Origin of the sequence: Streptomyces sp. NPDC056734 (genome assembly GCF_042790455.1) — a bacterium.
Classification (GTDB): Bacteria; Actinomycetota; Actinomycetes; order Streptomycetales; family Streptomycetaceae; genus Streptomyces.
The window spans coordinates 136,849-162,995 of the sequence record NZ_JBHTZD010000004.1 but is presented as its reverse complement, the minus strand read 5'-3'; the positions used below and the strand labels follow the sequence as shown (position 1 = coordinate 162,995).

Below are 26,147 nucleotides of genomic sequence, written 5' to 3'. Positions count from 1 at the left end.
AATCGTCCAGGCACTTCCGGGACTTTTCCGGGAATCCTCCAGGACTTTCTTCGGCTCCCCCTCCCGGTCGCCCCGGTCGCCGCTCCCGGTGTCTCGATACGCGTTGCTGCCCCCTGTCACACCAAGCAACCGCGAGGCCCGTATGTCTACTTCGCTCAGCTTCACCTCCCTTTCCTACGCCTGGCCCGACGGCACCACCGTCTTCGAGGGCCTGGACGCCTCCTTCGGCTCCGGTCGCACCGGGCTGGTCGGCGTCAACGGATCGGGAAAATCAACCCTGCTGAAACTCGCCGCCGGAGAACTCCACCCGACCGACGGCACCGTCCGTCTCACCGGTGAGGTCGGCCATCTCCCGCAGAACGTCGCCCTGGACACCGCGCTGCGCGTCGACCGGGCGCTCGGTATCGCCGAGCGGCGGGCCGCGCTGCACGCCATCGAGTCCGGCGATGTGTCCGAGGCGCACTTCGAGACCGTCGGCGACGACTGGGACGTCGAGGAACGCGCCCTGGCCACGCTCGGTGAACTCGGTCTCGGGCACATCGAGCTGGACCGCACCATCGGTGAGGTCTCCGGCGGCGAATCCGTCCTGCTCAGACTGGCCGCGCTGCTCCTCCGGCGGCCGGACGTACTGCTGCTGGACGAACCGACCAACAACCTCGACGTGTACGCCCGTAAACGGCTGTACACGGCCGTGGAGACCTGGCCGGGCGTGCTCATCGTGGTCAGCCACGACCGGGAACTCCTGGACCGGGTGGACCAGATCGCCGATCTGCGCTCCGGCGAGATCACCTGGTACGGCGGGAACCACTCCGCCTACGAGGAGGCGCTCGCCACCGAGCAGGAGGCCGCCGAACGGATGGTCCGGGCCGCCGAGGCCGACATGCGCAAGCAGAAGCGCGAACTGGCCGAGGCGCACCTCAAGCTGGCCCGCCGCAAGAAGTACGGCCAGAAGATGTTCGAGGAGAAGCGCGAGCCGAAGATCGTGATGGGGGCGCGCAAGCGCGCGGCGCAGGTGTCCGCGGGCAAGCACCGCATCATGCACGAGGAGAAGCTCGCGGGCGCCAGGGAGCGGCTGGACGAGGCGGCGGAGGCGGTACGGGACGACGACGAGATCCGCGTCGACCTGCCGTACACCGCGGTCCCGGCCGGGCGCACGGTGCTCACGCTGCGGGACCTGGAGCTGTGCTACGGCGCCCGCGTCGACGGCGGTTTCGATCTGCACGGTCCCGAGCGGATCGCGCTGATCGGCCGCAACGGCGCGGGCAAGACCACGCTGCTGCGCACGGTCGCCGGGGAGCTGGCGGCGGTGTCGGGCACGGCCACGGCCCATGTGCCGCTGCGGTTCCTGCCGCAGCGCCTGGATGTGCTCGACGGCTCGCTGACGGTCGCCGAGAACGTGGCCCGGTTCGCGCCGGGCGCCACCCACCAGCAGATCCGTGCGCGGCTCGCGCGCTTCCTGTTCCGGGGACAGCGCGCGAACCAGCGGGCGGAGACCCTGTCCGGCGGCGAGCGCTTCCGCGCGGCGCTGGCGGCGCTGATGCTGGCCGAGCCCGCCCCGCAGCTGCTGATGCTGGACGAGCCGACGAACAACCTGGACATGGCGAGCGTGCGGCAGCTCACCACCGCGTTGGAGGGATATGAAGGGGCCTTGATCGTGGCCAGCCATGATCTGCCGTTCCTGGAGTCGATCGGCATCACGCGCTGGCTGCTGCTGGACGGGGAACTCTCGGAAATCACGCCAGAAGCTGTCGGGTTTGACGCCTAGCGTCGCTCCCATGCGCGAGCACAGCGATTTCAGCGGTAGTTGCAGCGAACCCGGCGGTATCGGCGGTATCGGCGGTATTGCCGATACCGGTGGTATCGGTGGTATCGGTGGGTACATCATGCTCACCCGGGCCCGGGAGAACAATCTCAAGGACGTCACCCTCCGGATCCCGAAAGGCCGGCTGACCGTGTTCACCGGCGTCTCGGGGTCCGGGAAGTCGTCCGTCGTCTTCGACACCATCGCGGTGGAGTCACAGCGCCAGCTGAACGAGACGTTCACCTGGTTCGTCCGCAACCGGCTGCCCAAGTACGAGCGGCCCCACGCGGACGCGCTGGAGGACCTCACCCCGGCGATCGTGGTCGACCAGCGGCCGATCGGCGGGCACTCGCGCTCGACGGTCGGCACGATGACGGACATCTACTCGGTGCTGCGGGTGCTGTTCTCCCGGCACGGCACCCCGAGCGCCGGGGCGGCGACCGCGTACTCGTTCAACGACCCGGCGGGCATGTGCCCGCGCTGCGACGGTCTGGGCCGCACGGTCCAGCCCGACTGGGAGCGCATCCTGGACCCCGCCCGGTCCCTCGCGGACGGCGCGGTGCGCTTCCCGCCGTTCACCGCCGGGACCTGGCAGGGGCAGACGTACGTCAACACCGAGGAGCTGGATCCGGGCAAGCCGGTCGGTGAGTTCACGGTCGCCGAGCGGGAGTTCCTGATGCGCGGACGGTCCGGCAGCAAGGTCACCATCAGCGGCTCGGGCGGCACCTGGGTCACCGACTACGAGGGCCTCGCCGACCGGTTCGAACGGCTGTACCTCAAGCGGGATCTGTCGGCGCTCAGCCAGAAGACCCGCGATCTGGTCGGCGGGTTCCTGGCGGAGGGTGTCTGCCCCGAGTGCCGGGGCGCGCGGCTGAACGCGGCGGCGCTCGCGTCGCGGATCGGCGGCCGGTCGATCGCCGACTGCGCGGCCATGCAGGTCACCGATCTGATCGAGGTGCTGAGGGAGATCGGCGACCCGGTGGCCCGGCCGATCGCCGCGGCGGCCGTCGCGGCGCTGGAGCGGATCGACGCCATCGGCCTCGGCTATCTCAGCCTGGACCGGGAGACCTCCACGGTGTCCGGCGGCGAGGGGCAGCGGCTGAAGACCGTACGGCACCTGGGTTCCAGCCTCACCGGGATGACGTACATCTTCGACGAGCCCAGTGTGGGGCTGCATCCGCGCGATGTGCACCGGCTCGGGGATCTGCTGCTGCGGCTGCGCGACAAGGGGAACACCGTGCTGGTGGTGGAGCACGATCCGGACGTCATCGGGCTCGCCGACCACGTGGTGGACATGGGGCCGGGCGCCGGGGCCGACGGCGGCACGGTGGTGTTCGAGGGCACGCCCCGCGCGCTGGCCGCCGCCGACACGCCGACCGGGCGGTACCTGGGGCGGCGTACGGCCCTCAAGGAGCGGGTGCGTGAGGCCGTCGGCGGGAGGTGGGTGAAGGGGGCCGGGCGGCACAATCTGCGGGACGTGACGGTGGAGTTCCCGGCCGGGGTGCTCACCGCGGTGACCGGGGTCGCCGGGTCGGGCAAGAGCACGCTGGTCGCGCAGTTCACCGAGGCTCATCCGGACACGGTGGTCATCGACCAGTCGGCGATCGGTATCTCGGGGCGCTCGACGCCGGCCACGTATCTCGGGGTGCTGGATCCGGTGCGGCGGCTGTTCGCGCGGGAGACGGGGGCCGACGTGGGGCTGTTCAGCTTCAACTCGTCCGGCGCCTGCCCGGCCTGCGAGGGGCGCGGGATCATCTACAACGACCTCGCCTTCATGGACCCGGTCACCACCACCTGCCCGGACTGCGCGGGGCGGCGGTTCAAGGCGGAGGTGCTGGCGCTCACCGTGGGCGGGCACTCCATCGCGGACGTGCTGGAGATGACCGCCGGACAGGCCCTGGAGTTCCTGACGGACGCGGGGGTACGCCGACGGCTCCGGGCGCTCCAGGACGTCGGCCTGCCCTATCTCACCCTCGGGCAGCCGATGTCCACGCTGTCCGGCGGTGAGCGCCAGCGGATCAAGCTGGCGACCCGGCTGCGCGGGGAGCCGGAGGCCGCGGCACCCCGCGGGCGACGCGACACGCCCGGCGCGAAAACGGGCCCTGGCACTGGCACGGTGTACGTGCTTGACGAGCCGACGACCGGGCTGCACATGTCGGACGTGGACCGGCTGCTGGCGCTGCTCGACCGGATCGTGGACGGCGGCGACACGGTCGTGGTGGTGGAGCACAACCTGGACGTGGTGGCGCACGCGGACTGGATCATCGACCTGGGGCCGGACGGCGGGCGCTCCGGCGGACAGGTGATGTTCGAGGGGCCGCCGCGTCAACTGCTCACCGCGCGGGGCTCGTTCACCGCCGACCATCTGCGGCGGGCCACCGCCTGAGATCCGGGGGGTTTCGTCCGCGCGGGCGGCACTGCATCATGGCCCACCGGGGCCGCCCGCCCGCACCGCCGCCGTCACCCACCCGGAGTGTTCCCTCGTGCCCAGCAAGAAGGCGCTCGTCCGCCGCCCCGGCCCCCGCCTGGCCGAGGGTCTCGTCACCCACATCGAGCGCACCGGCATCGACACCGGCCTCGCGGCACAGCAGTGGGACGCCTATGTGGCGGCGCTGCGCGCGCACGGCTGGGAGACGGCCGAGGTCGCCCCGGCCGACGACTGCCCGGACGCGGTGTTCGTGGAGGACGCCGTGGTGGCGTACCGGAACGTCGCCCTGATCGCCCGGCCCGGCGCCGAGTCCCGGCGCGAGGAGACCCCGGGCGTGGAGGAGGCGGCGGCCGGGCTCGGCTGCTCGGTGAACTGGGTCTGGGAGCCGGGCACCCTGGAGGGCGGCGACGTACTGAAGATCGGCGACACGCTGTACGTCGGCCGGGGCGGGCGCACCAACGCGGCCGGGATCCAGCAGCTGCGGGCCACTTTCGAGCCGCTGGGCGCCCGGGTGGTGACGGTGCCGGTGAGCAAGGTGCTGCATCTGAAGTCGGCGGTCACCGCGCTGCCCGACGGGACGGTGATCGGGCACCTCCCGCTGCTGGACACGCCGTCGCTGTTCGGGCGTTTCCTGCCGGTGCCGGAGGAATCCGGGGCGCATGTGGTGCTGCTCGGCGGCGACACGCTGCTGATGGCCGCAAGTGCGCCGAAAACGGCCGAGCTGTTCCAGGATCTGGGGTACGCGCCCGTACTCGTCGACATCAGCGAGTTCGAGAAACTCGAAGGGTGTGTGACGTGCCTCTCGGTGCGGCTGCGTGATCTGTACGCCTGACGGGTGATTCGATCACTCCAACGGCCCCGGGACCTGCACTCCCGGGCGTGTCGTCGACCGCCCTGCACGGGCGGCAGATCTCCCTTGTGCAGGGCGTGAGCTGGGGTCTTTACCGCAGACTTAACCTACGGTTTCGTAACCTACGGATACGTAGCCTACGATTCCGTAGGTTCCGGCCCGCTCGCCGGTCACGCCCCCCTGTACGACGTCCCCCTGGAGTTCCCGTGACGATCACCACCCCTCCCCAGCTCGGCAGCCCCTCCGTCTGGACCGACGCCCGGCTGCTGTACGCGTTGGAGGAAGTGGTCGAGAACGAACTCAACCGGCATCTGAAGGTCGCCAAGGACTGGATGCCGCACGAGTACGTGCCGTGGAGCGACGCCCGTAACTTCCCCGGCTTCTTCGAGGACGGCGAGTCCTGGGACAAGGAGCAGTCCAAGGTCACCGAGATCGGCCGGATAGCCCTGGTGGTCAATCTCCTCACCGAGGACAACCTGCCCAGCTACCACCACGAGATCGCCTCGCTCTTCGGCCGGGACGGCGCCTGGGGCACCTGGGTGCACCGCTGGACGGCGGAGGAGGGGCGGCACGGCATCGTGATGCGGGACTATCTGCTCGCCTCCCGCGCGGTGGACCCGGACAAGCTGGAGCAGTTCCGGATGTCGCACATGAGCGAGGGCTTCGAGTCGGACAACCGGCACTCGATGCTGCACTCGGTCGCCTATGTCGCCTTCCAGGAGCTGGCGACCCGGATCTCGCACCGCAACACCGGCCACCAGTCCGGTGACCCGATCTGTGACCGGATGCTCGCGCGCATCGCGACGGACGAGAATCTGCACATGGTCTTCTACCGCAATCTCCTCGGCGCGGCCTTCGAGATCGCGCCCGACATGACCATGCAGGCCGTGCGGGACGTCGTGGTCGACTTCCGGATGCCGGGCCACGGCATTCCGGGCTTCGAGCGGGCCGCCGCGCAGATGGCGATCGGCGAGGTCTACAACCTGCGGATCCACCACGACGACGTGCTCCAGCCGGTGCTGCGGTTCCTGAAGGTCCTGGAGATCGACGGTCTCGGCCCCGAGGGGCTCAAGGCGCAGGAGGAACTGGGCCTGTACATGGGGGGGCTCAACGAGGAGGCGTCGAAGTTCGACGAGAAGCTGGCGGCCAGGAAGGCGCGGATGGCGGCGCGCGCGGCGGGCTGATCCGACGGCTCGGTTGGCACGACGGCTCGGTTGGCACGACGGCTCGCGGGCGGCGTCGAGGGGTTCCCTCGACGCCGCCTTTGTCGTACGCCGGGCCTTCCGGGGGCGCCTTCCCGGGTGTGTCCCGCGGGGCTCAGCCGGCGGTGCGGCGCAGGTGCAGCCGTTCCTTCTCGGAGAGGCCGCCCCAGACGCCGAAGCGCTCGTCGTGCGCCAGGGCGTAGTCCAGACAGGCGCGGCGCATGTCGCACATGCCGCAGATGCGCTTGGCCTCGCGCACCGAACTGCCCGGCTCGGGGAAGAAGAAGTCCGACCCGGTCTGCGCGCACAGGGCCTGGTCCTGCCAGGCGGCAGCGGCCGGGATGAGGGAATCGAAGTGCATGGCGAGGATCGTGCCGGGCCACGCAAAACGTTCACTCAACGCGGGATCAACGGCGTCGGCGGGCCGGGGGTGGCGCCGGGGGTGGTCAGCGCCCGCGCCGGGGGGCGTCCGCGCCGGGGCGGGTGGCTGTGCCGCCGGGCGGATCTCCTCGCCGCCGGGTGGGGCGGGGGTCCGCGCCGCCGGAGGACGGGGATCCACGCCGGGCCGGGCGTCCACGCCACCGGGACTGGCGCGGGTCCGCGCCGGGGCGGGCAGAGATCGCGCCGACGCGGACGTCCTCGTCAAGGGCTGGTGTGGTGGAGCGAGGCCGGGGCGGCTCGGGGCACGGCGGCGCGCGGGGTGGGCTGGAGGGCGGCGGCTAGAAGGCCGGAGGCTGGAGGCCGGAGGCTGGGGACACTCCGGCAGCGATTGTCAGTGGGCGGTGCAAGACTCGGCAGTGGACAGGCACGGGCAGTGCACAGGCAGTGGTTCCCGGGAAGGTGATCATGCTCAGCACCCATTTCGTCAGCGGCGCACCGAACTGGGTCGATCTCGGTACCGCCGACATCGACCGGGCCACCACCTTCTACCAGGCACTTTTCGGCTGGCAGTTCCAGTCCGCCGGGCCCGGGGCCGGTGGGTACGGGTTCTTCCAGCTGGACGGCAGGACGGTCGCGGGCGTCATGCCGACCGACCCCGGGCAGGGCCCGTCGGCCTGGACGGTCTACTTCCAGAGCCCGGACGCGGACGCCACGGCCGAGACGGTCCAGAAGATGCGCGGCAAGGTGCTGGCGGAGCCGCTGGACGTGATGGGCCAGGGCCGGACGGCGCTGCTCACGGACCGCGCGGACGTGCCGTACGGCATCTGGCAGCCGGGGCGGCTGAAGGGCGTCGACGTGGTCGGTGAGCACGGCTCGCTGATCTGGCTGGAGCTGTACACGCGGGACATCGCGGCGGCCGCGGGCTACTACAACGCGGTGCTCGGCTGGGAGACCTCCTCGGTCCTCTACCCCGGCGGCTCCTACACCTGCGTCAACCCGTCAGGGCAGGGCGAGGACTCCATGTTCGGCGGACTGGTCCCGCTGGACGAGGACCCGGTGGAGGCGGGCGGTGAGCCGTACTGGCTGCCGTACTTCTCGACGGCCGACCCGGATGTGGTGTGCGCCCGCGCCAGGGAGCTGGGCGGCACGGTCCGGGTGGAGCCGGTGGAGGTGCCGGACGTGGGCCGGGTCGCCAGGCTGGCCGACCCGTTCGGCGCGAGATTCGCGCTGCTGCGACCGCTGCCGCGGCAAGGGGACTGAGTCGCCGGGCCCGCTCGGCGGCTCATCTCGCCGGGGCCGGTGTCCTGCTCTGTGGATGCCGTGGGGTGCTGTGGGCTGCCGTGTTCGCCGGCTCGCCGTCGGCCTCGTCGGCGATAGCCTTCTGCCCCAACTCATCCATATATCAGGAGACAAAGCGTGACCGCGAATGGATCTTCCTTAGGCGAGGGCGGATCGGCCGGTGCGGGAAACCCGGGTCCGGGCCCCACGGGAGCCCCTCCGGGAGATGACGGATCCGGGTGGACGAGCCTGCACAAGCTGACCGCGCTCGGTGTGGTCGCCACGCTCTTCGGCGGCCTGGCCACGCTCATCGCTCCGCTGCTCGTGAAGGGGGGCAACGACAAACCCCCGGCGCCCGCGGCACCGGCGGTGACGACGTCCGCCGGCCCGCCGGGCGGTTCGAGTCCCGCGCCGGACGGGCCCGCTCAGCAGGAGCTGCGGACGGCGTACAGGGAGGTGTACTCCGAGCGTCTCCTCAAGCTCCGTACCCCTCGGTCGAGTGAATGCTGGAACTCGTTCGTCGACTTCGACGAGGGCGCACCCCCCGCCCCTCACCCCAGCAGATCCACCCCCACCCCCACCCCCTCCCGCACCGCCCGCTCATACGCCGGCCAGGCCACCGCGAGGTCCTGCCAGGGCAGGCCCACCGGGGCGTACACCGTCCGTTCTGTCGGGTCCGTGCGGCCGGGATGCTCGCCGCGCAGTACCTCGCCCAGGGTCGCGGCGGCTACCCCGGCCGGGAGGGCCGCCGTCGCCAGTACACCCGTGTCGGCGGCCAGTCGGCGGTCGTCGACGACGAGCAGGGCGTGCGAGAGAAGGTCGGTGGACAGTTCCCGTTTGCCCGGTTCGTCGGCGCCGAGGCTGGTGAGGTGGCGGCCGGGCGGCGTGTCCGCGAGGCCCAGGAGGGGTGCGCGTGACCAGGTCGCCAGCAGCACGATGTCCGAGGCCGCCGCGACCTCCCGTACGGAGGACGCCACCCGTCCGTCGTGCCGCTCGGCGAACGACCGGGCCCGCGCCGGGTCCAGGTCGTGCACGGCGAGCCCGGTCCGCGGACGCAGTGCCGCCAGTGCGCGGACCATCACCTCGGCCTGGGCGCCCGCCCCGATCACGCCCACCGCCCCGCCCTCACCGGCCAGGGCGTGGGTGCCGACGGCGGCGGCGAGGCCGGTCCGCCAGGCCGTCAGGGTGGCGGAGTCCAGCAGGGCGAGCAGTTCGCCGTCCCGTCCGCTGTGCAGGCAGACCACGCCGCGCAGGGCCGGACGCGCGCCCGGGAACTTGGCGTTGACCTTGACGGTGTAGGCGTCGATGCCCGGCAGCAGGCCGGGGATGAGGGCGGTCGCCGTGCCGGGGAACGGGAGGTCGGTCCGTATCCGCTGCCCCGTTGTCGCGGCGGGCGCGCGGACGAACCCCTCCCGCAGGGCGGCCACGCACTCCGCCGGGTCCAGCACGGCTTCCAGATCACTTCGGGTGAGCAGTCGGGTCACCCGCACATGGTCCCCGGTGCGCGGGAGCACGCCGGAGGCGCCCGGCAGGGCTCAGTGCGCGTGCCCCGCCCCCGCCGCGGTCTCGGTCCCGCTCGCCTTCTCCGCCGTATCAGCCGGTCTCTCCGCCGTATCACCCGATCCCGTCGACCCCCCTTGCGCCGCCGCCCCGTGGCCCGCATGCGGGTCGTATCCCGGAATCGTGCCGTCCGTCTTCTTGACCAGGAACAGGCCGACCATCCCCATGTCGGAGTGGCTCTGTACGTGGCAGTGGTACATCCACGCGCCCGCCCCCACCCCCTCCCCCGCGATCACCTGGAAGCCGAAGGAGTCGGCGGGGCCCACGATCTTGTTGTCGATGACCTGGCTGGGGTCGTCGGGGCCGGTGAGCAGGCCGGTGCGGTTGTCGGCCCAGCGATGACCGTGCATGTGGAACGTGTGGTAGTACTCGCCGTGCGTGATCATCACGAACTCCACCCGGTCGCCGACTGTGGCCTCGAAGTCCGGGCCGGTGTGCGCGGGACGGTTGTTGATGGTCATGTCGTTGAAGACGACGGTGTGGGTGCGGTCCGGCAGGAGGTCGCCCTTTCTCCGGACGATCACCGGTCCGTACAGGCCGTTGCGGATGCCGCCCGTGCCGTGCACGGTGCCGACCACGTGGTCGTGGTAGTGCCAGTAGCCCGCGCTGCCGGCCCGCCAGGTGCCGTCCTTGCGGCGGCCGGGGGCATGGGTGCGCCAGGTGTAGGTGCGGGTGGCGCCCGGCTCGACATGACTGTTGTTCATCTTGGTGCCGTCACTGGTGATCTCGTAGTTCAGGCCGTGGACGTGCAGGCTCACCGGGACGTCCATGGTGTTCTCGAACTCGATGTGCAGGGTGTCGCCCTCGTTCAGCTCGATCAGCGGGCCCGGGACGCTGGCCTTGCCCTTCTCGAAGCCGTAGCCCATCTTTCCGCCGTCCAGCCGCTCGGCGTAGAGCTTGATCCGTCGGGTCTCGCCGCCGGCCGGGGCGGTGCGGGCCGGGGTCGCGGTGGCGCTCATGGCTTCGGGTCCCAGGGACAACGAAGTCGCGACCGCCGCACCACCCAGCACGATCCGCCGGTTGAAAGCACGTCTGTCCATGCCGAACTCCCTACGTCGGTACGGGATTCGGAGTCGAGACGCTAGCCGGAGCCGCAGAGTTTATCCACACTCAGGACAAAGTTTGTTTCTTCACGGTCATACCTATTGGCGAACCGGGAAAAGACGTCTAGCTTTCCTAGGCGCTGGCTGTGAACCGACGAGGGGTGGAAGACCACATGCGGTCCACAACGCACCAAAGACCCTTTTCCGCACCAGGGTCGGGCGCTGCGCGACATACCGGGAAACGCACCGGGCGACGGGTCCTGACGGCCGCACTGGCAGCCGGATTCGTCACCGCGGGGCTGCTCTCCGGCCCGTCCGCCACCGCGCGCCCGGCCCCCGATCCGACGTTGGCAACGATGTCCATCAAGTCGCCCCCGGGCGGCGCGAACGTACGGGTGCTGGCCTTCTACGGGTCCGCCGCGGGCGGCGAGGAGTCGCCCGTGGTGAACGCCGGGATCGAGGCCGTCGAGGCCATCGGGCTCTCCGGGCCCACGAACCAGCGGTTCAGTACGGAGGCGACCGACGACGCCTCCGTCTTCACCAACGCCACCAAGCTGGGCCGCTACAACGCGATCGTGTTCCTCACCGGCGGCGGGGACATCCTCGACCCGGAGCAGGAGGCGGGCCTGGAGGCGTACATGGAGGCCGGGGGCGGATTCCTCGGCGTCCATGACGCGGCCAGGGCCGAGCCCTACTCGGACTGGTTCACCGGGCTGATCGGTGCCCGCCCGGCCGCGTCGAGCCCGGCGAACGTACAGCGCGCCACGGTCGAGATCGGCGACCGGCAGCACCCGGCCACCAAGAATCTGCCGCTGACCTGGAAGCGGCCCGACGTCTGGACGAACTGGGTGAAGAACCCGTCCGGCCAGGTGCACACGGTCGCCCGGGTGCGCGAGTCGACGTACAAGCCGGGCGCGAGCGCGAACGGCTGGGACCACCCGGTCAGCTGGTGCCGCGACTACGACGGCGGGCGCTCCTTCTACACCGGCATGGGCGGTACGGCGTCGGCGTACGACGAGACCGACTTCCGTGGTCATCTGCGCGGCGCGCTGCTGTGGACGACCCGGCTGGTCCGGGCCGACTGCTCGGCGACCATCACCGCCAACTACCAGGCGGAACGGCTCACCAAGCCGAATCAGCCGGGCCAGAACGACCAGATCGGCGAGCCGCACGGGCTGGTCACCGCACCTGATGGCCGGGTGTTCTACATCGGCCGGGGCGGCGCCGACTCCTCGCAGCCGGTGGTCACCGACTGGAACGACCCGAACATCGGCAAGGGCAAGGGCGAGATCCACGTCTACGACCCGAGGACCGGGCAGGTCACCCTGGCCGGCGCGCTGACCGTGTTCGGCAACAAGGGCGGCGGCGATGAGCTGCGCAAGGTCGAGGAGGGGCTGCTCGGCATCGAGCTGGACCCGCGGTTCGCGGACAACGGGTGGGTGTATCTGCACTACACCCCGCACGATCAGATCAACCGGGACACCCGGATGGCCGATCGGCGGGTCTCCCGGTTCACGCTCGACCAGGCCACCAACAAACTGGACCTGAGCAGCGAGAAGGTGCTGCTGGAGTGGCCGGTGCAGATCCACAGCTGCTGTCACGCGGGCGGCGGGATGACCTGGGACTCCCAGGGCAACCTGTACATCGCGACCGGTGACAACAACTCCAGCGGGTTCAGCAGCGGTTACTCGGGCAACAACCCGCAGCCGAACTACAAGGGCGTCTCCTTCGCCGACGCGCGCCGCACGTCCGGCAACACCAACAACCTCAACGGCAAGATCCTGCGCATCCACCCGGAACCCGACGGGACCTACACCCTGCCGAAGGGGAACCTCTTCACCGGCAAGGAACCCGACGAGGGCGGCGGCAAGACCCGCGGCGAGATCTATGTGATGGGCGTGCGCAACCCGGCGCGCATCTACGTGGACCAGCAGACCGACATCCTGTACGCGGGGTGGGTCGGCCCGGACGCCGGATCGCCGTCGCCGACCTGGGGGCCGGCGAAGTACGACACGTTCGCCGCGATCACCGAGGCGGGCAATCGGGGCTGGCCGTACTGCATGGGCAACAACCAGCCCTACCGGGACCGCAATCTGCCCGATCCCGCCCAGCCGCTGGACTGGTACGACTGCGACGCGCCGAAGAACGAGTCGCCGAACAACGACGGTCTGGTCAACATCCCGCCGGTCACCGGGAACAACATCTGGTACTCCCCGCAGGGCGGCGGACCGGACTTCCCGCGCGACGCGAACGGTGTGCCCTCCTACAAGCAGGAGGAGGCGACGTACGCGCTGCCGTGGCTGAAGGGCGGCGGACAGGCCGCGATGAACGGGCCCGTCTACCGCTACGACACCGCCTCGGCGAGTGCGGTGAAGTGGCCGTCGTACTGGGACGGCAAGTGGTTCGTGGGTGACTTCTACGACGCCGACCAGCCGCGCAACGCCGTGGTGATGGACCCGAAGACGGTCGGCGCGGGCGGCATCCCGGTGCACTCGGAGTCGCTGAAGAAGATCGTGCCGGTCGGCAACGACGGCATCAGGAACCTCATGGACTGGAGGTTCGGTCCGGACGGCGCGCTGTACGTGCTCGACTACGGCCGGGGGTTCTTCACCTCGGACGCGAGGTCGGCGCTGTGGCGGGTCACCTATCAGGGCGCCGGGCCGACCCCGGCCGCGAACCAGCTCGCCAAGGGGGCCAAGTGAGACGGCCGATACGAAGAGTGCGCCGGGGCAGACTGCTCACGGCACTGCTGGCCGCCGTGATGGTGATGCTCGGGCTCCAGTCGGCTCCGGCGCTCGGGCAGCAGCCCGGTGCGCCCGCCGCACCGGCCGCACCGGCCGCCGCGCAGACGCTGACCTGGACGGCGGGCGACCCCATCGACCGCTATCTGTCGGTGCCGACGACGGCGGTGGCGGGTCCGGCGACGATCGTCTTCGAGAACAGCGCGGCGACCGGCAACACCACCGGGATGCCGCACACGCTGACGTTCGTGACGAGCGACCCGGAGTTCAACAGCGATGTCCAGCTGAACATCCTGGCCAGCCCGTCCGACGCGCAGGGCGGCCGGCACACCGCGACGGTGAACCTCACGCCGGGGCGCTACTTCTACCACTGCACGATCCCCGGCCACGGCCAGATGCAGGGCATTCTGGTGGTGACCGAGGGCACCGGTGAGGACACCACCGCACCCGAGGCCACGGCCCGGGTCACCGGGACGCAGAACACCCAGGGCGAGTACGTCGGTGCCGCGACCGTGGCGATCGACGCGAGCGACGAGACGGGCGGCTCGGGCGTCGACCGGATCGAGTACGCGATCGGCGACGCGGGCGCCTGGCAGCCGTACACCGCCCCGGTGGTGGTCGACCAGGTCGGCGCGCACCAGGTCCGCTACCGGGCCACCGACAAGGCCGGCAATGTGTCGGCGGAGCAGACGGCCCGGTTCACGGTGGTGGCCCCGCAGACGGACGACACCACCGCGCCGGAGACCTCGGCGACCGTCACGGGTGAGCGCAACCCGGACGGTACGTACATCGACATGGCGACGGTGACGGTGTCCGCGTCGGACACCGGGTCCGGGGTCAACACGATCGAGTACGCCATCGGGGCGGACGGCGCCTGGCAGCCGTACACCGCGCCGGTGATGGTCCACGAGGTGGGTGACCACACCGTGCGCTACCGGGCGACCGACAAGGCGGGCAATGTGGCCGCCGAGAAGAGTGTGCGGTTCACGGTGGTGGCCGCGCCGCCGGAGGACACCACGGCACCGGTCACGGGCGTCGCGGTGGACGGCGCGCGCAACTCGGACGGGGCGTACATCGGCAACGCCAAGGTGACGGTGACGGCGACCGACGAGGGCGGCTCCGGCGTCGACCGGATCGAGTACTCGCTGGACGGCGGCCCCTACCTGGCGTACTCCGGCGCGGTGGTGGTCGACCGGGCGGGGGCGCATTCGCTGGCCTACCGGGCGACGGACAAGGCGGGCAACACGGCGGCGGCACGCACGGTGCACTTCACCGTGGTGGCGAGCGGTCCGCCCGCGCCGAACTGCGCGGAGTACGACGAGCGGCTGACGGTCATCGTCGGCACGGTCGACTCGGGCGTGCCGAACCGGCTGACCGAGAGCCGGTGCCGGATCAACGAACTGATCGAGGACGAGAAGCGGTGGACGTCCCACGCGCTGTTCCTCAAGCACGTCAAGACGGTCCTGGACAAGCTCCGCAAGGACGGGGTGATCGACAGGCGCGAGTACAACGCGATCACCAGGGCCGCCAAGCAGTCCGGCATCGGCACACCCGGCCAGACGACGGGGTACGTCCCGGTCTTCGACGGCACGGCGGGCTCCTTCGCCAAGTGGCAGCACGTGGGCGGCGGTTCGTTCGGGCTGAACCCGGACGGGTCGATGACCAGCGGCACCACCAAGGGCGGCCTGGGCATGCTGTGGTTCCCGCAGCGCAAATACGGCGACTTCTCGCTGCGCCTCCAGTGGCGCGACGACGCGCCGGGCACCGGGAACGCCAACTCGGGTGTGTTCGTGCGCTTCCCGAGCGTCCTGAATCACCCGGAGGAGACCCGTCCGGAGTGGGTCGCCATCAAGTACGGGCATGAGGTGCAGGTGTTCGACCGTCCCACCGGCGACATGTACAAGACGGGCTCGATCTACGGCTTCGACCGCGTGGGCCTGGCCGGGGCGGGTGTGACCCAGAAGGGCACCTGGAACGACTACGAGATCCGGGTGGTCGACCAGCACTACTCGATCTACCGCAACGGTGTGCTGATCAACGAGTTCGAGAACAGCGGCGGGCAGGAGTTCACGCCGCCGCGCGGGGACGACCCGGGCACCGACGGCCGTCGGTTCGCCTCCGGCTACATCGGGCTCCAGGTGCACGGCACCACGGATGTGGTCTCGTACCGGGACATCCGGATCAAGGACCTGTAGGGAGGGGCGACTTCAGGAGAGGGCGAAGCGCCCGTGACCGGACACCGGTCGCGGGCGCTTCGCGCTGCGGTCAGGGGCGCCAGAGTTCCAGGGCCCACTGGTCGGGGGCGATCTGGTAGCAGGTGAAGAAGGACGCGCCGGCGTTCATGACCGCCCAGTTACCGGCGTAGAAACAGGCGCCCTGGCTGGAGTACGTACCCCAGGGGACCCACTGGGTGGGGCCTACGTCCGTGGCGGTGACGGTGGCCTCGGTGGTGGTGGCCGCCTGGGCCGCCGGAGCGGCGAGCAGTCCGGCGGTGGCGACAGCGCCGGCCATGGCCGCGGTGGCGAGCAGCTTGCGCAGGGACATGACGTCGAGCCCTCCCTTTCGTCGAGGTCATCCGGGTTCCGCCCGGGATGACCTGGGAAAGATTGGTCCAGACCTCCTGTCGAACACAAGAGGAAGCCGACATTCAGTGACATATTGGCCGATATCTGGATCATCTGGCCAGAAATCGATGTCCGTGAACACGGAAAATCGGCGAATCGATTCAGCAGACTCGTTCGGGTGACCGAAGGAGAAGTGAGCGCACACATCAGGGCAGGCTCGACGCGAACATCCACCGCTCCCCTTGGAGGAAGCCCATGTCCCGTCTCGCCGCCACCGCCCTCGGCGCCGTCGCCCTGCTCGGCATGCTGGCCACGCCGGCCGTCGCCATTCCGGACCCGGTGGCCACCGTCGACTGCGCGGTCCAGGAGGTCACCGGTCTGGTGTCGCTGGGTAGCCTCGCCGTGCCCACCGCGGTGCCGGGCACGGGCTGCCTGGCGCTGGCTCCCTGAAACACGAGGGGAGGGACCGGGTCCGTTCGAGGCTCCGAGCCGAACGGGTCCGGTCCCCGGCGTCATTCCTTCCGGGCCCGGCTCGGCTGCACCCGCTTCGGCTCGCCCGGCATCTTCGGGTACTCGGGCGGGTACGGCAGATCGCCGAGACCATGGTCGCGTTCGTCCTGCGCGGCCAGGTCGAGCAGCGCCTCCAGCGAATAGCGGTGGTCGTCCATGTCGGCGTGCACATCACCGGCCTCCGCGAACCGCACCGGCATCGTCGCCAGGTCGAAATCACGCGGGTGGACGGCACCGACCTCCACCTCCTCCCAGCGCAGGGGCGCCGAGACCGGGGCGTGCGGGCGGGGACGTACGGAGTAGGCGGAGGCGATCGTGCGGTCACGGGCCGTCTGGTTGTAGTCCACGAAGATCCGCTCGCCGCGCTCCTCCTTCCACCACTTGATGGTGACCCGGTCCGGCATCCGGCGCTCCAGCTCACGGCCCACGGCGATGGCCGCGCGGCGGACCTGGGTGAAGGTCCAGCGCGGTTCGATGGGCACGAAGACATGCAGGCCGCGCCCCCCGGACGTCTTCGGGAAACCACGTAGAGCGCCGAACTCGTCCAGGACCGCGCGCAGTTCGTGGGCGGCGCGCACCGCGTCGTCGAAGTCGGTGCCGGGCTGCGGGTCCAGGTCGATCCGGAGTTCGTCGGGATGGTCGACGTCCGCCCGCCGCACCGGCCACGGGTGGAAGGTCAGGGTGCCGAACTGCGCGGCCCACACCACGGCTGCCTCCTCCGTGGGGCACATCTCGTCGGCGCTGCGTCCGCTGGGGAAGGTGATGTGGGCGGTGGGGATCCAGTCGGGCATGTTCTTGGGCGCCCGCTTCTGGAAGAAGGACTCGCCGGTCACCCCCTCGGGGTAGCGCTCCAGGGTGGTGGGGCGGTCGCGCAGGGCACGCAGGATGCCGGGGCCGACGGCGATGTAGTACCGGGCGAGGTCCAGCTTGGTGAAACCGCGCTCCGGGAAGAACACCTTGCCCGGACTGGACAGCCGTACGCTGCGCCCGGCCACCTCTAGCTGCACCGCTTCACCCATGCGAGACACGGTAGGCGGGCCACCCGTACCCCGCATATCGGGCAGAACGCCCGCGCGGGGCGGAGAATCTCTGGCATGGATCTCCCGGTGATGCCGCCCGTGAAGCCGATGCTCGCCAAGTCCGTGGCGAAGATCCCGCCGGGCATGCAGTACGAGGCCAAGTGGGACGGGTTCCGGGCGATCGTGTTCCGGGACGGGGCCGAGGTCGAGCTGGGCAGCCGCACCGGCAAGCCGCTGACCAGGTATTTTCCCGAGCTGGTGGCGGCGCTGCGCGACCGGGTGCCCAGCCGGTGCGTGCTGGACGGGGAGATCGTGATCGCCCGCGAGGGGCGGCTGGACTTCGACGCGCTGACCGAGCGGATCCACCCGGCCGACTCCCGGGTGCGGCAGCTCGCCGAGCGCACTCCGGCCTCGTTCGTGGCGTTCGATCTGCTCGCCCTGGACGACGAGTCGGTCCTGGACGTGGCCCTCGTCGATCGGCGGATGCTGCTGGCCAGGGCCCTGGCAGGGGTCACCCCGCCGGTGTATCTGGCCCCGGCGACGACGGACGCGGAGCGGGCCGGGCGGTGGTTCGAGAGGTACGAGGGCGCCGGGCTGGACGGGGTGATCGCCAAGCCGCTGACCCTGCCGTATCTCCAGAACGAGCGCGCGATGTTCAAGATCAAGCATGAGCGCACGGCGGATGTGGTCGTGGCGGGCTACCGCCTTCACAAGAGCGGGCCGGTGGTCGGCTCGCTGCTGCTGGGGCTGTACGACGACCGGGGCACCCTTCAGCATGTCGGGGTGTCCGCCGCGTTCGCCATGAAGCGGCGCGAGGAGTTGATCGGGGAGCTGGAGCCGCTGCGGATGGCGGACGCCGGCGGGCATCCGTGGGCGGCCTGGACCGAGGAGTCCGCGCACGAGGCGGCGCGGCTGCCGGGGGCACCGAGCCGCTGGTCGGGCAAGAAGGATCTGTCGTGGGTGCCGTTGCGGCCGGAGCGGGTGGCTGAGGTGGCGTACGACCACATGGAGAACGGGGTGCGCTTTCGGCATACGGCCCGCTTTCGCCGGTGGCGGGCGGATCGGGTGCCGGAGAGCTGTACGTATGCCCAGTTGGAGGAGCCGGTGGGGTATGACCTGGCGGAGGTTTTCGGGAGGGGTGAGTGAGGGGTGAGTGAGGGGTGAGTGAGGGGTGGGTGGTGGTTTCGTCGGGAGGTGCGGGCCGGTGGGGGCTGGTCGCGCAGTTCCGCGCGCCCCTGAAGGGGCACGCCGACGTCTCCCGGCTGCCGGGCTCCTGCTCCGATCGGCCCATCTCGTCCACCCGGCCGGCGGTGAATTCGCGATGCCGTCACGGAACGGTGGACAGTGTGTGGGTATGACCATCTAACGGCCGATAAGCGCTAATAACCGATCAGCGCATCATCGGAAGCACGAGTGGGTGGGTGGCGACGTTGGGCAGGGCAGTGGCATTGGCGGCAGTGGCTGACAGGGCGCGGACACGGCGGGTCACCAGGACGGCGGCGCTGCTGGTCACGGCGGTGACGGTCGCGGTGACGGCGAGTTGCACGGCGGGCGGCGACCGTGACCGGCGCGACGACGGCCGGGCGAGCGAGACCCCGCCCGCACCGACGCAAAGCGCCCCGGCGGACACCGGCCCGGTCCTCGCCGTGAAGATCGACAATGTGCCGCAGGCCCGTCCGCAGACCGGTCTGAACGCGGCGGACGTCGTGTACGCCGAGGAGGTCGAGGGCGGTCTGAGCAGACTGATGGCGGTGTACGCGACGCGGCTGCCGGACAGCGTGGGGCCGGTGCGCAGTGCCCGGGAGAGCGATCTGGAACTGCTGCGCCAGTTCGACGAGCCGGTGCTGGCCTTCTCCGGGGCGCAGAGCAGGCTGCTGCCGCTGATCGACGCGGCCCCGGTGCAGGCGGAACCGCCCGGCACCGCGTCCGACGCCTACACCCGGGCCGCCGACCGTCCCTCCCCGCACAATCTCTACGCCCGCCCCGGCCGGCTGCTGTCCGACGCCCCCGGCGCCGACGCCCTGACCACGGGCTTCCGCTTCGGTCCGGCCCCGGCCGGCGGCACGGCGGTGAACTCGCGGACCGTGCGCTATCCGACCGCCGAGTTCACCTTCACCTGGTCGCAGCAGCGGCACCGCTGGCTGGTCGCCATGGACGGCACCGAGGCGGTCACCACCGACGCGGGTGCCCTGGCCCCGGCGACGGTCGTCGTCCAGCACGTGACCGTGCGCCCGTCCGACTTCCATGACTCGCTCGGCAACTACACGCCGTACACCGAGACGGTGGGCTCGGGCACGGCGGAGGTGCTGCGGGACGGCAAGGCGTACGACGCCAAGTGGCAGCGGGCGGACGGCGCCGACGGCACCCGGTTCACGACGGACGACGGCAAGCCGCTGAACTTCGCGGACGGGCAGGTGTGGGTGGTGTACGCCCAGCGGTGACGTGGGTGACGTGTCCGATACCCCGGCCCGGGCGGGTCAGGGCCGGCCGACCAGGGGCTCCTCGGGATTGCGGAGCCCCTCCGCCGCGTCCGCGACCCGGCTGATCAGGTCGAGGAACAGGGCCCGTTCGTCGGCGGTCAGCGGGGCGAGGAAGACCTGGTTCATCCGGGCGGTGCGCAGGGCGATCCGGCGGTGGGTGCGCATGCCGTCCTCGGTCGGGCGCAGCAGGAAGCGGCGGCCGTCCTGCGGGTCGCGCACCTTGGCCAGCAGTCCGCGCCGGTCGAGGCGGCTGATCACCTCGGCGACGGTCGACCGGTCGAGCCCCACCCGCTCCCCCACGGTCCGCTGGTCCAGGCCGGACTCGGCGACGAGCGCGTTCAGGACGGCGAACTGCGGTGAGGTGATCTCCTCGGAGACCATCGTGTTCCACAGCAGGTAGTGCGCCTGCTGGAGCCGCCGGGCGAGGTGCCCGGGGTGGGTGGTGAGGTCCACCGCGGCCATGTGCGCTCCCTGGTCCGAATTCGTTGGTGCACTGAGCAATTTCAGTGGCGCACCAAACGATACCTGGGTGTCGAGTGCCTGTCTGCGGGCCCGGAGCCGCAGCCCAGAGCCCTGATTCTGCCCGGAATGTCGCGGCTCTTGACGGTTGAGCCGTCCCGGTGGCAGCGTGAGGGCAAGCTCGTGGAGATAATCAGTGCCCTGACTAATTGAACTCTTCGAGAGGTCGGGACGCCTGGCAGAGATGGGGCTTCGGGGATGGACAAGGTGGTCGCCTCGGCCGCGGCGGCGGTGGCCGATGTGCCGGACGGCGCGTCGCTGGCGGTCGGCGGGTTCGGGCTGAGCGGGGTGCCGAACGTGCTGATCCAGGCGTTGTACGAGCGCGGGACCGGCGGGCTTTCGGTGGTGTCGAACAACTGCGGCGCGATGGAGTCCGGGCTCGCGGTGCTGCTGGCGGCCGGGCGGATCGCCCGGGTCACCGGCTCCTACATCGGCGCGAACAAGGAGTTCGCCCGGCAGTATCTGGCCGGGGAGCTGGAGGTCGAGATGATCCCCCAGGGCACCCTCGCGGAGCGGCTGCGCGCGGGCGGCGCGGGGATTCCCGCCTTCTACACACCGGCCGGGGTCGGGACGCAGGTCGCCGAGGGCGGGCTGCCCTGGCGCTACGACGGCTCCGGCGGGGTCGCGCTGGCCTCCCCGCCGAAGGAGGTCCGGGAGTTCGACGGCGGCGAGTATGTGCTGGAGCGGGGCATCCGGACCGATTTCGCGCTGGTCCGCGCGGCCCGGGGCGACCGGCACGGGAACCTCGTCTTCAACAAGTCGACCCGGAACTTCAACCCGCTGGCCGCGATGGCCGGGAAGATCACGATCGCCGAGGTCGAGGAGCTGGTCGAGCCCGGCGAGATCGACCCGGACGCGGTGCACCTGCCGGGGATCTTCGTACAGCGGGTGCTGGCGCTGACGCCCGGGCAGGCGGCGGACAAGAAGATCGAGCAGCGGACGGTGAGCAGCTGATGGCCTGGACCCGGCAGGAGATGGCCGCGCGGGCGGCGCGCGAGCTGACCGACGGTCAGTACGTGAATCTGGGGATCGGGCTGCCGACGCTGATCCCGAACTATCTCCCCGAGGGTGTGGAGGTGATCCTGGAGTCGGAGAACGGCATCCTCGGCACCGGTCCGTACCCCACCGAGGACGAGGTCGACCCGGATCTGATCAACGCGGGCAAGGAGACCGTCACGGTCCTGCCCGGGGCGTCCTTCTTCGACTCGGCGCTGTCCTTCTCGATGATCCGGGGCGGGCACATCGATGTCGCCGTGCTGGGCGCGATGCAGGTCTCGGCGGGCGGGGACCTGGCGAACTGGGCCATCCCCGGGAAGATGATCACCGGGATCGGCGGGGCGATGGACCTGGTGCACGGCGCCCGGACGGTGATCGTGGTGATGACCCACACCGCGAAGGACGGCTCCCCGAAGATCCTGGAGCAGTGCGCGCTGCCGCTCACGGGCAAAGCGTGTGTGAACCGGGTCATCACCGATCTCGGCGTGCTCGACATCACCGACGACGGGCTGCTCCTCACCGAGACCGCGCCCGGTGTCACCGCCGACGAGATCGTCACCAAGACCGCCGCGAAGGTACGGATCGCCGAGCGGCTGACCGCCGGGGAGGCACAGTCATGAGGGACGTCTACATCGTCGACGCCGTCCGCACACCCATCGGCCGCCACAACGGCGCCCTCGCCCCCGTCCGCCCCGACGACCTCGCCGCCCACGCCATCCGCGCGCTCCTCGACCGCACCCCGGAGCTGGACCCGTCCCGTATCGAGGACGTCTACTTCGGCAACGCCAACGGCGCCGGTGAGGAGAACCGCAACGTCGGCCGCATGGCCGCCCTTCTCGCCGGGCTGCCCACCAGCGTCCCCGGCGTCACCGTCAACCGGCTGTGCGCCTCCGGCCTCGAAGCCGTTATCCAGGCCGCCCGCGCCATCGCCACCGGGGATGCCTCCATCGCCCTCGCGGGCGGCGTCGAGTCGATGACCCGGGCCCCGTACGTGCTGCCCAAGTCGGACCGGCCCTTCCCGGCCGGACCCGCCGAGCTGTACTCGACCACCCTCGGCTGGCGCATGGTCAACCCGAAGATGGACCCGCAGTGGACCGTCCCTCTCGGCGAGTCGGCCGAACTGATCGCCGAGAAGCACAAGATCACGCGCGAGCAGCAGGACGAGTTCGCCCTGGACAGCCATCTCAAGGCCGCCGCCGCGCAGGAGGCGGGGCTGTTCGACGCCGAGCTGGCGCCCGTGAGCATCCCGCGGCGCAAGGGCGAGCCGGTGGTGTTCGCCGCCGACGAGTCCGTACGCGCCGACGCCTCGCTCGCCGCCATGGCCAGGCTGAAGCCGTCCTTCCGCACGGAGGGCGGCACGGTCACGGCGGGCAACGCCTCTCCGCTGAACGACGGGGCCGCTGCGCTGCTGCTGGTGGACGAGGAGGGCCTGAAGGCGACCGGCCGTGAGCCCCTGGCCCGGGTGTCGGCGACCGGCGTGTCCGCCATCGAGCCGCACTACTTCGGGCTGGCCCCCGTCCAGGCCGTGCACCGCGCGCTGGGCAAGGCGGGCCGGACGTTCGCCGACCTGTCCGTCCTGGAGCTGAACGAGGCGTTCGCCGCGCAGGTCCTCGGCTGTGTGGCCGAGTGGCCGGAGTTCGACCCGGCGGTCCTCAACCCCCAGGGCGGTGCCATCGCCCTCGGTCATCCGCTCGGCGCGTCCGGCGCACGGCTCGCCGGGACCGTCGCCCACCAGCTCGCCCGGCGCGGCTCGGGCACCGGCGTGGCCACCCTCTGCATCGGCGTCGGCCAGGGCCTGGCCCTGGTCCTCGAACGCTAGGAGTTCCCATGACGCTCACCCAGCACGACATCGACCAGGAGATAGCGGCGCAGCACGCCGCCTATGAGAAGGGTCTCGCCGAGGGGGCGCCGGTCGAGCACCACCCGCGGCGCGACTACGCGCCCTACCGGTCCTCGGTCCTGCGCCACCCCCGGCAGCCGCTGGTGGCGATCGACGTCTCGAAGGACCCGGAGCTGGTGGAGCTGGCCTCCCCGGCGTTCGGGCAGCGGGACCTCACCGAGAGCGACAACGACCTGACGATCCAGCACAGCGGTGAGCCGGTCGGCGAGCGGATCACCGTCTCCGGGCGGCTGCTGGACCGCGCCGGGCGCCCGGTGCGCGGTCAGCTCATCGAGATCTGGCAGGCCAACTCGGCGGGCCGGTACGCGCATCAGCGCGAGAAGCACGACGCGCCGCTCGACCCCAACTTCACCGGCGTCGGCCGCACCCTCACCGACGCCGACGGCGGCTACCGCTTCACCACCATCCAGCCCGGCCCCTATCCGTGGCGCAATCACGACAACGCCTGGCGCCCGGCGCACATCCACTTCTCGTTCTTCGGCACGGCGTTCACCCAGCGCCTGGTGACGCAGATGTACTTCCCCGCCGACCCGCTGTTCCCGTACGACCCGATCATCCAGTCCGTCACGGACGACGCCGCCCGGCAGCGGCTGATCGCCACGTACGACCACAGCCTGTCGGTGCCGGAGTTCTCGATGGGCTACCACTGGGACATCGTGCTCGACGGGCCGAACGCCACCTGGATCGAAGAAGGACGCTGACCGCCATGACGAAGATCGACACCAGCAGCCCGGAGCGGGTGCTGCCGACCCCGTCGCACACGGTCGGCCCGTTCTACGGCTACGCGCTGCCCATCACCGGCGGCGAGGAGATCGCGCCGCTGGGCCACCCGGACACCGTCGCCGTGCACGGGTATGTGACGGACGGCGCGGGACAGCCGCTGCCGGACGCCCTCGTGGAGATCTGGGGGCCGGACCCGGACGGCAATGTGTCCCGGACCGACGGTTCCATGCGGCGCGACGCGGCCTCCGGCGGGTACGCGGGCCGCAACGGGGTGGAGTTCACCGGCTGGGGCCGGATCCAGACCGACGCCGACGGCCACTGGTACGTACGGACGCTGCGGCCGGGGGCGCGCGGGAACAGTGCCCCGTATCTGAGCGTGTGTGTGTTCGCGCGCGGGCTGCTCGTGCACCTGTTCACCCGGATCTACCTGCCGGGCGACGAGGCCGCGCACGCCGCCGACCCGCTGCTGTCCGCGCTGCCCGAGGCGCGCCGGGACACGCTGGTCGCGCGCTCCGAGGGCGCGGGCGCCTACCGTTTCGACATCCGCCTTCAGGGCGAGGGCGAGACGGTCTTCCTGGAGTACAGGTGACATCCGAACCATCCGGCACAGGTGTCGGCACCCCGGCCGGCACAGGTATCGGCACCGACAGCGGCGGTCTGCTCGCCCCCGGGTGGGCCGGCTCCGCCGCCGCGTCCTCGACCGGCGACCGGGCCTACCTCCAGGCGCTGCTGGACGCGGAGGCCGCTCTGACCCGGGCGCAGGCCGGGCTGGGGCTGGTCCCGGCCGGGGCGGCGACGGCGGTCACCGAGGCGGCCGACGCGGCCCGCTTCGATCTCTCCTCCCTGGCCGGGCGGGCGCGCGGCGGCGGCAATCCGGTGATCCCGCTGGTGGCCGATCTGACGGCGGCGGTCGGCGCGCAGTGGGGGCCGTACGTCCACCGGGGCGCGACCAGCCAGGACATCCTGGACTCGGCGGCCATGCTGGTCGCGGTCCGCACGCTGGGCCCGGTCCTCGCCGACCTCGCCCGTACGGAGGCGGCGCTGGCCCGTCTCGCCGCCGCCCACCGTGACACCGCGCTGCCCGGCCGCACCCTCACCCAGCACGCCGTCCCGACGACGTTCGGGCTGAAGGCGGCCGGGTGGCGGTCGCTGGTGCTGGACGCGCGGGACCGGCTGACGGCCGTCCGGGACACGCTGCCCGCGCAGCTCGGGGGCGCGGCGGGAACGCTGGCCGCCTTCGGCGCGTACGGCGCGGACGATCCGACCGCGCTGCCGGGCGCGTTCGCCCGTGAACTGGGCCTGCGGGCACCCGCGTTGCCCTGGCACACCCTGCGCACGCCGGTCGCCGATCTCGCCGGGGCCCTCGCCTTCACGGCGGGCGCGCTCGGCAAGCTCGGCGTGGATGTGCTGACCCTGTCGCGGACGGAGATCGCGGAGGTCGCGGAGGGCGGGGGCGGCGGCTCCTCCGCGATGCCGCACAAGTCCAATCCCGTACGGTCCACCCTGATCGTCGCCGCCGCGCGCCGGGCACCGCAGCCGGCGGCGACGCTGTACGGGTCGCTGGTCGCCGAGGACGAGCGGCCCGCCGGGGCCTGGCACGCCGAGTGGGAGCCGCTCAGGGAGCTGCTGCGGCTGGTCGGCGGGGCGGCGAGGGACGCCGCCGAACTGGCCGAGGGGCTACGGGTACGGGCGGACGCGATGCGCGCGCATCTGGACCTGACACGCGGGGCGATCGTCTCCGAGCGGCTGTCCGCCGAGCTGGCCGCGACGCTGGGCCGCGCCCGTGCGAAGGAACTGCTCAGCAGACTCGCGGCGGAGGGACGGCCCTTGTCGGAGGCCCCGGAGCTGGCCGGCTCCGACCTCGACCCCACCCATTACACCGGCTCCGCCGGGGCCCTGACCGACCACGCACTGGAGCGACGGTGACCCTGTCCAACCGCCTCGCGGAAGGGTCCACGCCGGCCGCGACGCCTGGCCGGACCCGCGCGCAAGAGCTGCCCGGCAGACTCGCCGCCGAAAGGCAGCCCCACTCACACGCCCCCGAGCCCACCCATTGCGCCAAGCCCCGCCACAGCCCCGACCGGCCACGCACTGAAGCGACCGTGACCCCGCTCGACCACCTCACGCCAGGGTTCACGCCGGCCGCGACGCT

At 71.3% G+C, this 26,147-nt stretch carries 22 protein-coding genes; 16 read left to right on the top strand and 6 right to left on the bottom strand.

Translation table 11 applies throughout. From position 1 onward, the window contains the following. Window positions 1–142: 142 nt before the first annotated feature. The 4 genes from ACFRFC_RS07135 to ACFRFC_RS07120 all read left to right on the top strand — a co-directional run bounded on the left by ACFRFC_RS07135 (window position 143) and on the right by ACFRFC_RS07120 (window position 6,263). Window positions 143–1,765 (top strand): ABC-F family ATP-binding cassette domain-containing protein, encoded by a 1,623-nt coding sequence (locus ACFRFC_RS07135; RefSeq protein WP_382686682.1) that lies wholly within the window; start codon window positions 143–145, stop codon window positions 1,763–1,765. A gap of 118 nt (window positions 1,766–1,883) precedes the next feature. After that, entirely contained in the window at window positions 1,884–4,187 is a 2,304-nt protein-coding gene (locus ACFRFC_RS07130; RefSeq protein ID WP_382686998.1) for an ATP-binding cassette domain-containing protein, read from the top strand. A gap of 97 nt (window positions 4,188–4,284) precedes the next feature. Then, complete coding sequence (gene ddaH, locus ACFRFC_RS07125; RefSeq protein ID WP_382686685.1) at window positions 4,285–5,061, top strand: dimethylargininase; 777 nt, start codon at window positions 4,285–4,287, stop codon at window positions 5,059–5,061. Window positions 5,062–5,285: 224 nt separating this feature from the next. Beyond that, on the top strand, window positions 5,286–6,263 hold the full coding sequence (locus ACFRFC_RS07120) for an acyl-ACP desaturase (RefSeq protein WP_382686687.1): 978 nt from the start codon (window positions 5,286–5,288) through the stop codon (window positions 6,261–6,263). Between the two features lie 133 nt (window positions 6,264–6,396). On the opposite strand, the gene ACFRFC_RS07115 is transcribed toward ACFRFC_RS07120, so the two are convergent. After that, complete coding sequence (locus ACFRFC_RS07115; RefSeq protein ID WP_382686690.1) at window positions 6,397–6,642, bottom strand: WhiB family transcriptional regulator; 246 nt, start codon at window positions 6,640–6,642, stop codon at window positions 6,397–6,399. 485 nt (window positions 6,643–7,127) lie between these two features. Here ACFRFC_RS07115 and ACFRFC_RS07110 point away from each other — a divergent pair, with 485 nt between their 5' ends. Further along, complete coding sequence (locus ACFRFC_RS07110) at window positions 7,128–7,922, top strand: VOC family protein (protein ID WP_382686693.1); 795 nt, start codon at window positions 7,128–7,130, stop codon at window positions 7,920–7,922. Window positions 7,923–8,491: 569 nt separating this feature from the next. On the opposite strand, the gene ACFRFC_RS07105 is transcribed toward ACFRFC_RS07110, so the two are convergent. Both ACFRFC_RS07105 and ACFRFC_RS07100 read right to left on the bottom strand, forming a co-directional pair. Continuing rightward, the gene (locus tag ACFRFC_RS07105) at window positions 8,492–9,424 is read right to left on the bottom strand and encodes an ornithine cyclodeaminase family protein (RefSeq protein WP_382686695.1); all 933 of its coding nucleotides are present in this window, start codon (window positions 9,422–9,424) and stop codon (window positions 8,492–8,494) included. A 51-nt stretch (window positions 9,425–9,475) separates the two neighbouring features. Further along, on the bottom strand, window positions 9,476–10,540 hold the full coding sequence (locus ACFRFC_RS07100; RefSeq protein WP_382686698.1) for a multicopper oxidase domain-containing protein: 1,065 nt from the start codon (window positions 10,538–10,540) through the stop codon (window positions 9,476–9,478). A gap of 275 nt (window positions 10,541–10,815) precedes the next feature. Here ACFRFC_RS07100 and ACFRFC_RS07095 point away from each other — a divergent pair, with 275 nt between their 5' ends. Both ACFRFC_RS07095 and ACFRFC_RS07090 read left to right on the top strand, forming a co-directional pair. Next, complete coding sequence (locus tag ACFRFC_RS07095) at window positions 10,816–13,245, top strand: ThuA domain-containing protein (protein WP_382687001.1); 2,430 nt, start codon at window positions 10,816–10,818, stop codon at window positions 13,243–13,245. Between the two features lie 59 nt (window positions 13,246–13,304). Next, window positions 13,305–15,479, top strand: coding sequence for an OmpL47-type beta-barrel domain-containing protein (locus ACFRFC_RS07090; RefSeq protein WP_382687004.1), 2,175 nt, complete (start codon window positions 13,305–13,307; stop codon window positions 15,477–15,479). Between the two features lie 70 nt (window positions 15,480–15,549). Here ACFRFC_RS07090 and ACFRFC_RS07085 read toward each other — a convergent pair whose 3' ends face one another. Continuing rightward, entirely contained in the window at window positions 15,550–15,828 is a 279-nt protein-coding gene (locus tag ACFRFC_RS07085; RefSeq protein ID WP_382686700.1) for a hypothetical protein, read from the bottom strand. Between the two features lie 275 nt (window positions 15,829–16,103). On the opposite strand from ACFRFC_RS07085, the gene ACFRFC_RS07080 reads away from it, so the two are divergent. Beyond that, window positions 16,104–16,298 (top strand): hypothetical protein, encoded by a 195-nt coding sequence (locus ACFRFC_RS07080; protein ID WP_382686703.1) that lies wholly within the window; start codon window positions 16,104–16,106, stop codon window positions 16,296–16,298. A gap of 62 nt (window positions 16,299–16,360) precedes the next feature. Here ACFRFC_RS07080 and ligD read toward each other — a convergent pair whose 3' ends face one another. Then, window positions 16,361–17,377 carry a non-homologous end-joining DNA ligase gene (gene ligD / locus ACFRFC_RS07075; RefSeq protein WP_382686706.1) on the bottom strand — a complete coding sequence of 339 codons (1,017 nt, stop codon included), beginning with the start codon at window positions 17,375–17,377 and terminating at the stop codon, window positions 16,361–16,363. Between the two features lie 75 nt (window positions 17,378–17,452). Here ligD and ACFRFC_RS07070 point away from each other — a divergent pair, with 75 nt between their 5' ends. Together ACFRFC_RS07070 and ACFRFC_RS07065 are read left to right on the top strand one after the other, a co-directional pair. Next, window positions 17,453–18,523, top strand: coding sequence for an ATP-dependent DNA ligase (locus tag ACFRFC_RS07070; protein WP_382686708.1), 1,071 nt, complete (start codon window positions 17,453–17,455; stop codon window positions 18,521–18,523). Window positions 18,524–18,834: 311 nt separating this feature from the next. Continuing rightward, window positions 18,835–19,818 carry a DUF3048 domain-containing protein gene (locus tag ACFRFC_RS07065; protein ID WP_382686710.1) on the top strand — a complete coding sequence of 328 codons (984 nt, stop codon included), beginning with the start codon at window positions 18,835–18,837 and terminating at the stop codon, window positions 19,816–19,818. 36 nt (window positions 19,819–19,854) lie between these two features. Here ACFRFC_RS07065 and ACFRFC_RS07060 read toward each other — a convergent pair whose 3' ends face one another. Further along, the gene (locus tag ACFRFC_RS07060) at window positions 19,855–20,319 is read right to left on the bottom strand and encodes a MarR family winged helix-turn-helix transcriptional regulator (RefSeq protein ID WP_382686712.1); all 465 of its coding nucleotides are present in this window, start codon (window positions 20,317–20,319) and stop codon (window positions 19,855–19,857) included. Between the two features lie 255 nt (window positions 20,320–20,574). On the opposite strand from ACFRFC_RS07060, the gene ACFRFC_RS07055 reads away from it, so the two are divergent. Genes ACFRFC_RS07055 through pcaB form a run of 6 tightly spaced genes read left to right on the top strand, consistent with a single transcriptional unit; the run spans window position 20,575 to window position 25,921 of the window. Next, window positions 20,575–21,330: a CoA transferase subunit A gene (locus tag ACFRFC_RS07055; protein ID WP_382686715.1), complete on the top strand. Its 756-nt coding sequence runs from the start codon at window positions 20,575–20,577 to the stop codon at window positions 21,328–21,330. After that, window positions 21,330–21,992 carry a CoA transferase subunit B gene (locus tag ACFRFC_RS07050; RefSeq protein WP_382686718.1) on the top strand — a complete coding sequence of 221 codons (663 nt, stop codon included), beginning with the start codon at window positions 21,330–21,332 and terminating at the stop codon, window positions 21,990–21,992. The genes ACFRFC_RS07055 and ACFRFC_RS07050 overlap by 1 nt, the downstream gene beginning before the upstream one ends. After that, window positions 21,989–23,191 carry a thiolase family protein gene (locus tag ACFRFC_RS07045; RefSeq protein WP_382686720.1) on the top strand — a complete coding sequence of 401 codons (1,203 nt, stop codon included), beginning with the start codon at window positions 21,989–21,991 and terminating at the stop codon, window positions 23,189–23,191. Before ACFRFC_RS07050 ends, ACFRFC_RS07045 begins: the two co-directional genes overlap by 4 nt. Before the next feature lie 8 nt (window positions 23,192–23,199). Then, a complete protein-coding gene (pcaH, locus tag ACFRFC_RS07040) occupies window positions 23,200–23,973 on the top strand; it encodes a protocatechuate 3,4-dioxygenase subunit beta (RefSeq protein ID WP_382686722.1) in 774 nt (257 codons plus the stop codon). Between the two features lie 5 nt (window positions 23,974–23,978). Continuing rightward, window positions 23,979–24,584, top strand: a complete 606-nt coding sequence (gene pcaG / locus ACFRFC_RS07035; protein WP_382686724.1) for a protocatechuate 3,4-dioxygenase subunit alpha — start codon at window positions 23,979–23,981, stop codon at window positions 24,582–24,584. A gap of 47 nt (window positions 24,585–24,631) precedes the next feature. Next, on the top strand, window positions 24,632–25,921 hold the full coding sequence (gene pcaB, locus ACFRFC_RS07030; RefSeq protein ID WP_382687008.1) for a 3-carboxy-cis,cis-muconate cycloisomerase: 1,290 nt from the start codon (window positions 24,632–24,634) through the stop codon (window positions 25,919–25,921). Window positions 25,922–26,147 lie beyond the last annotated feature (226 nt).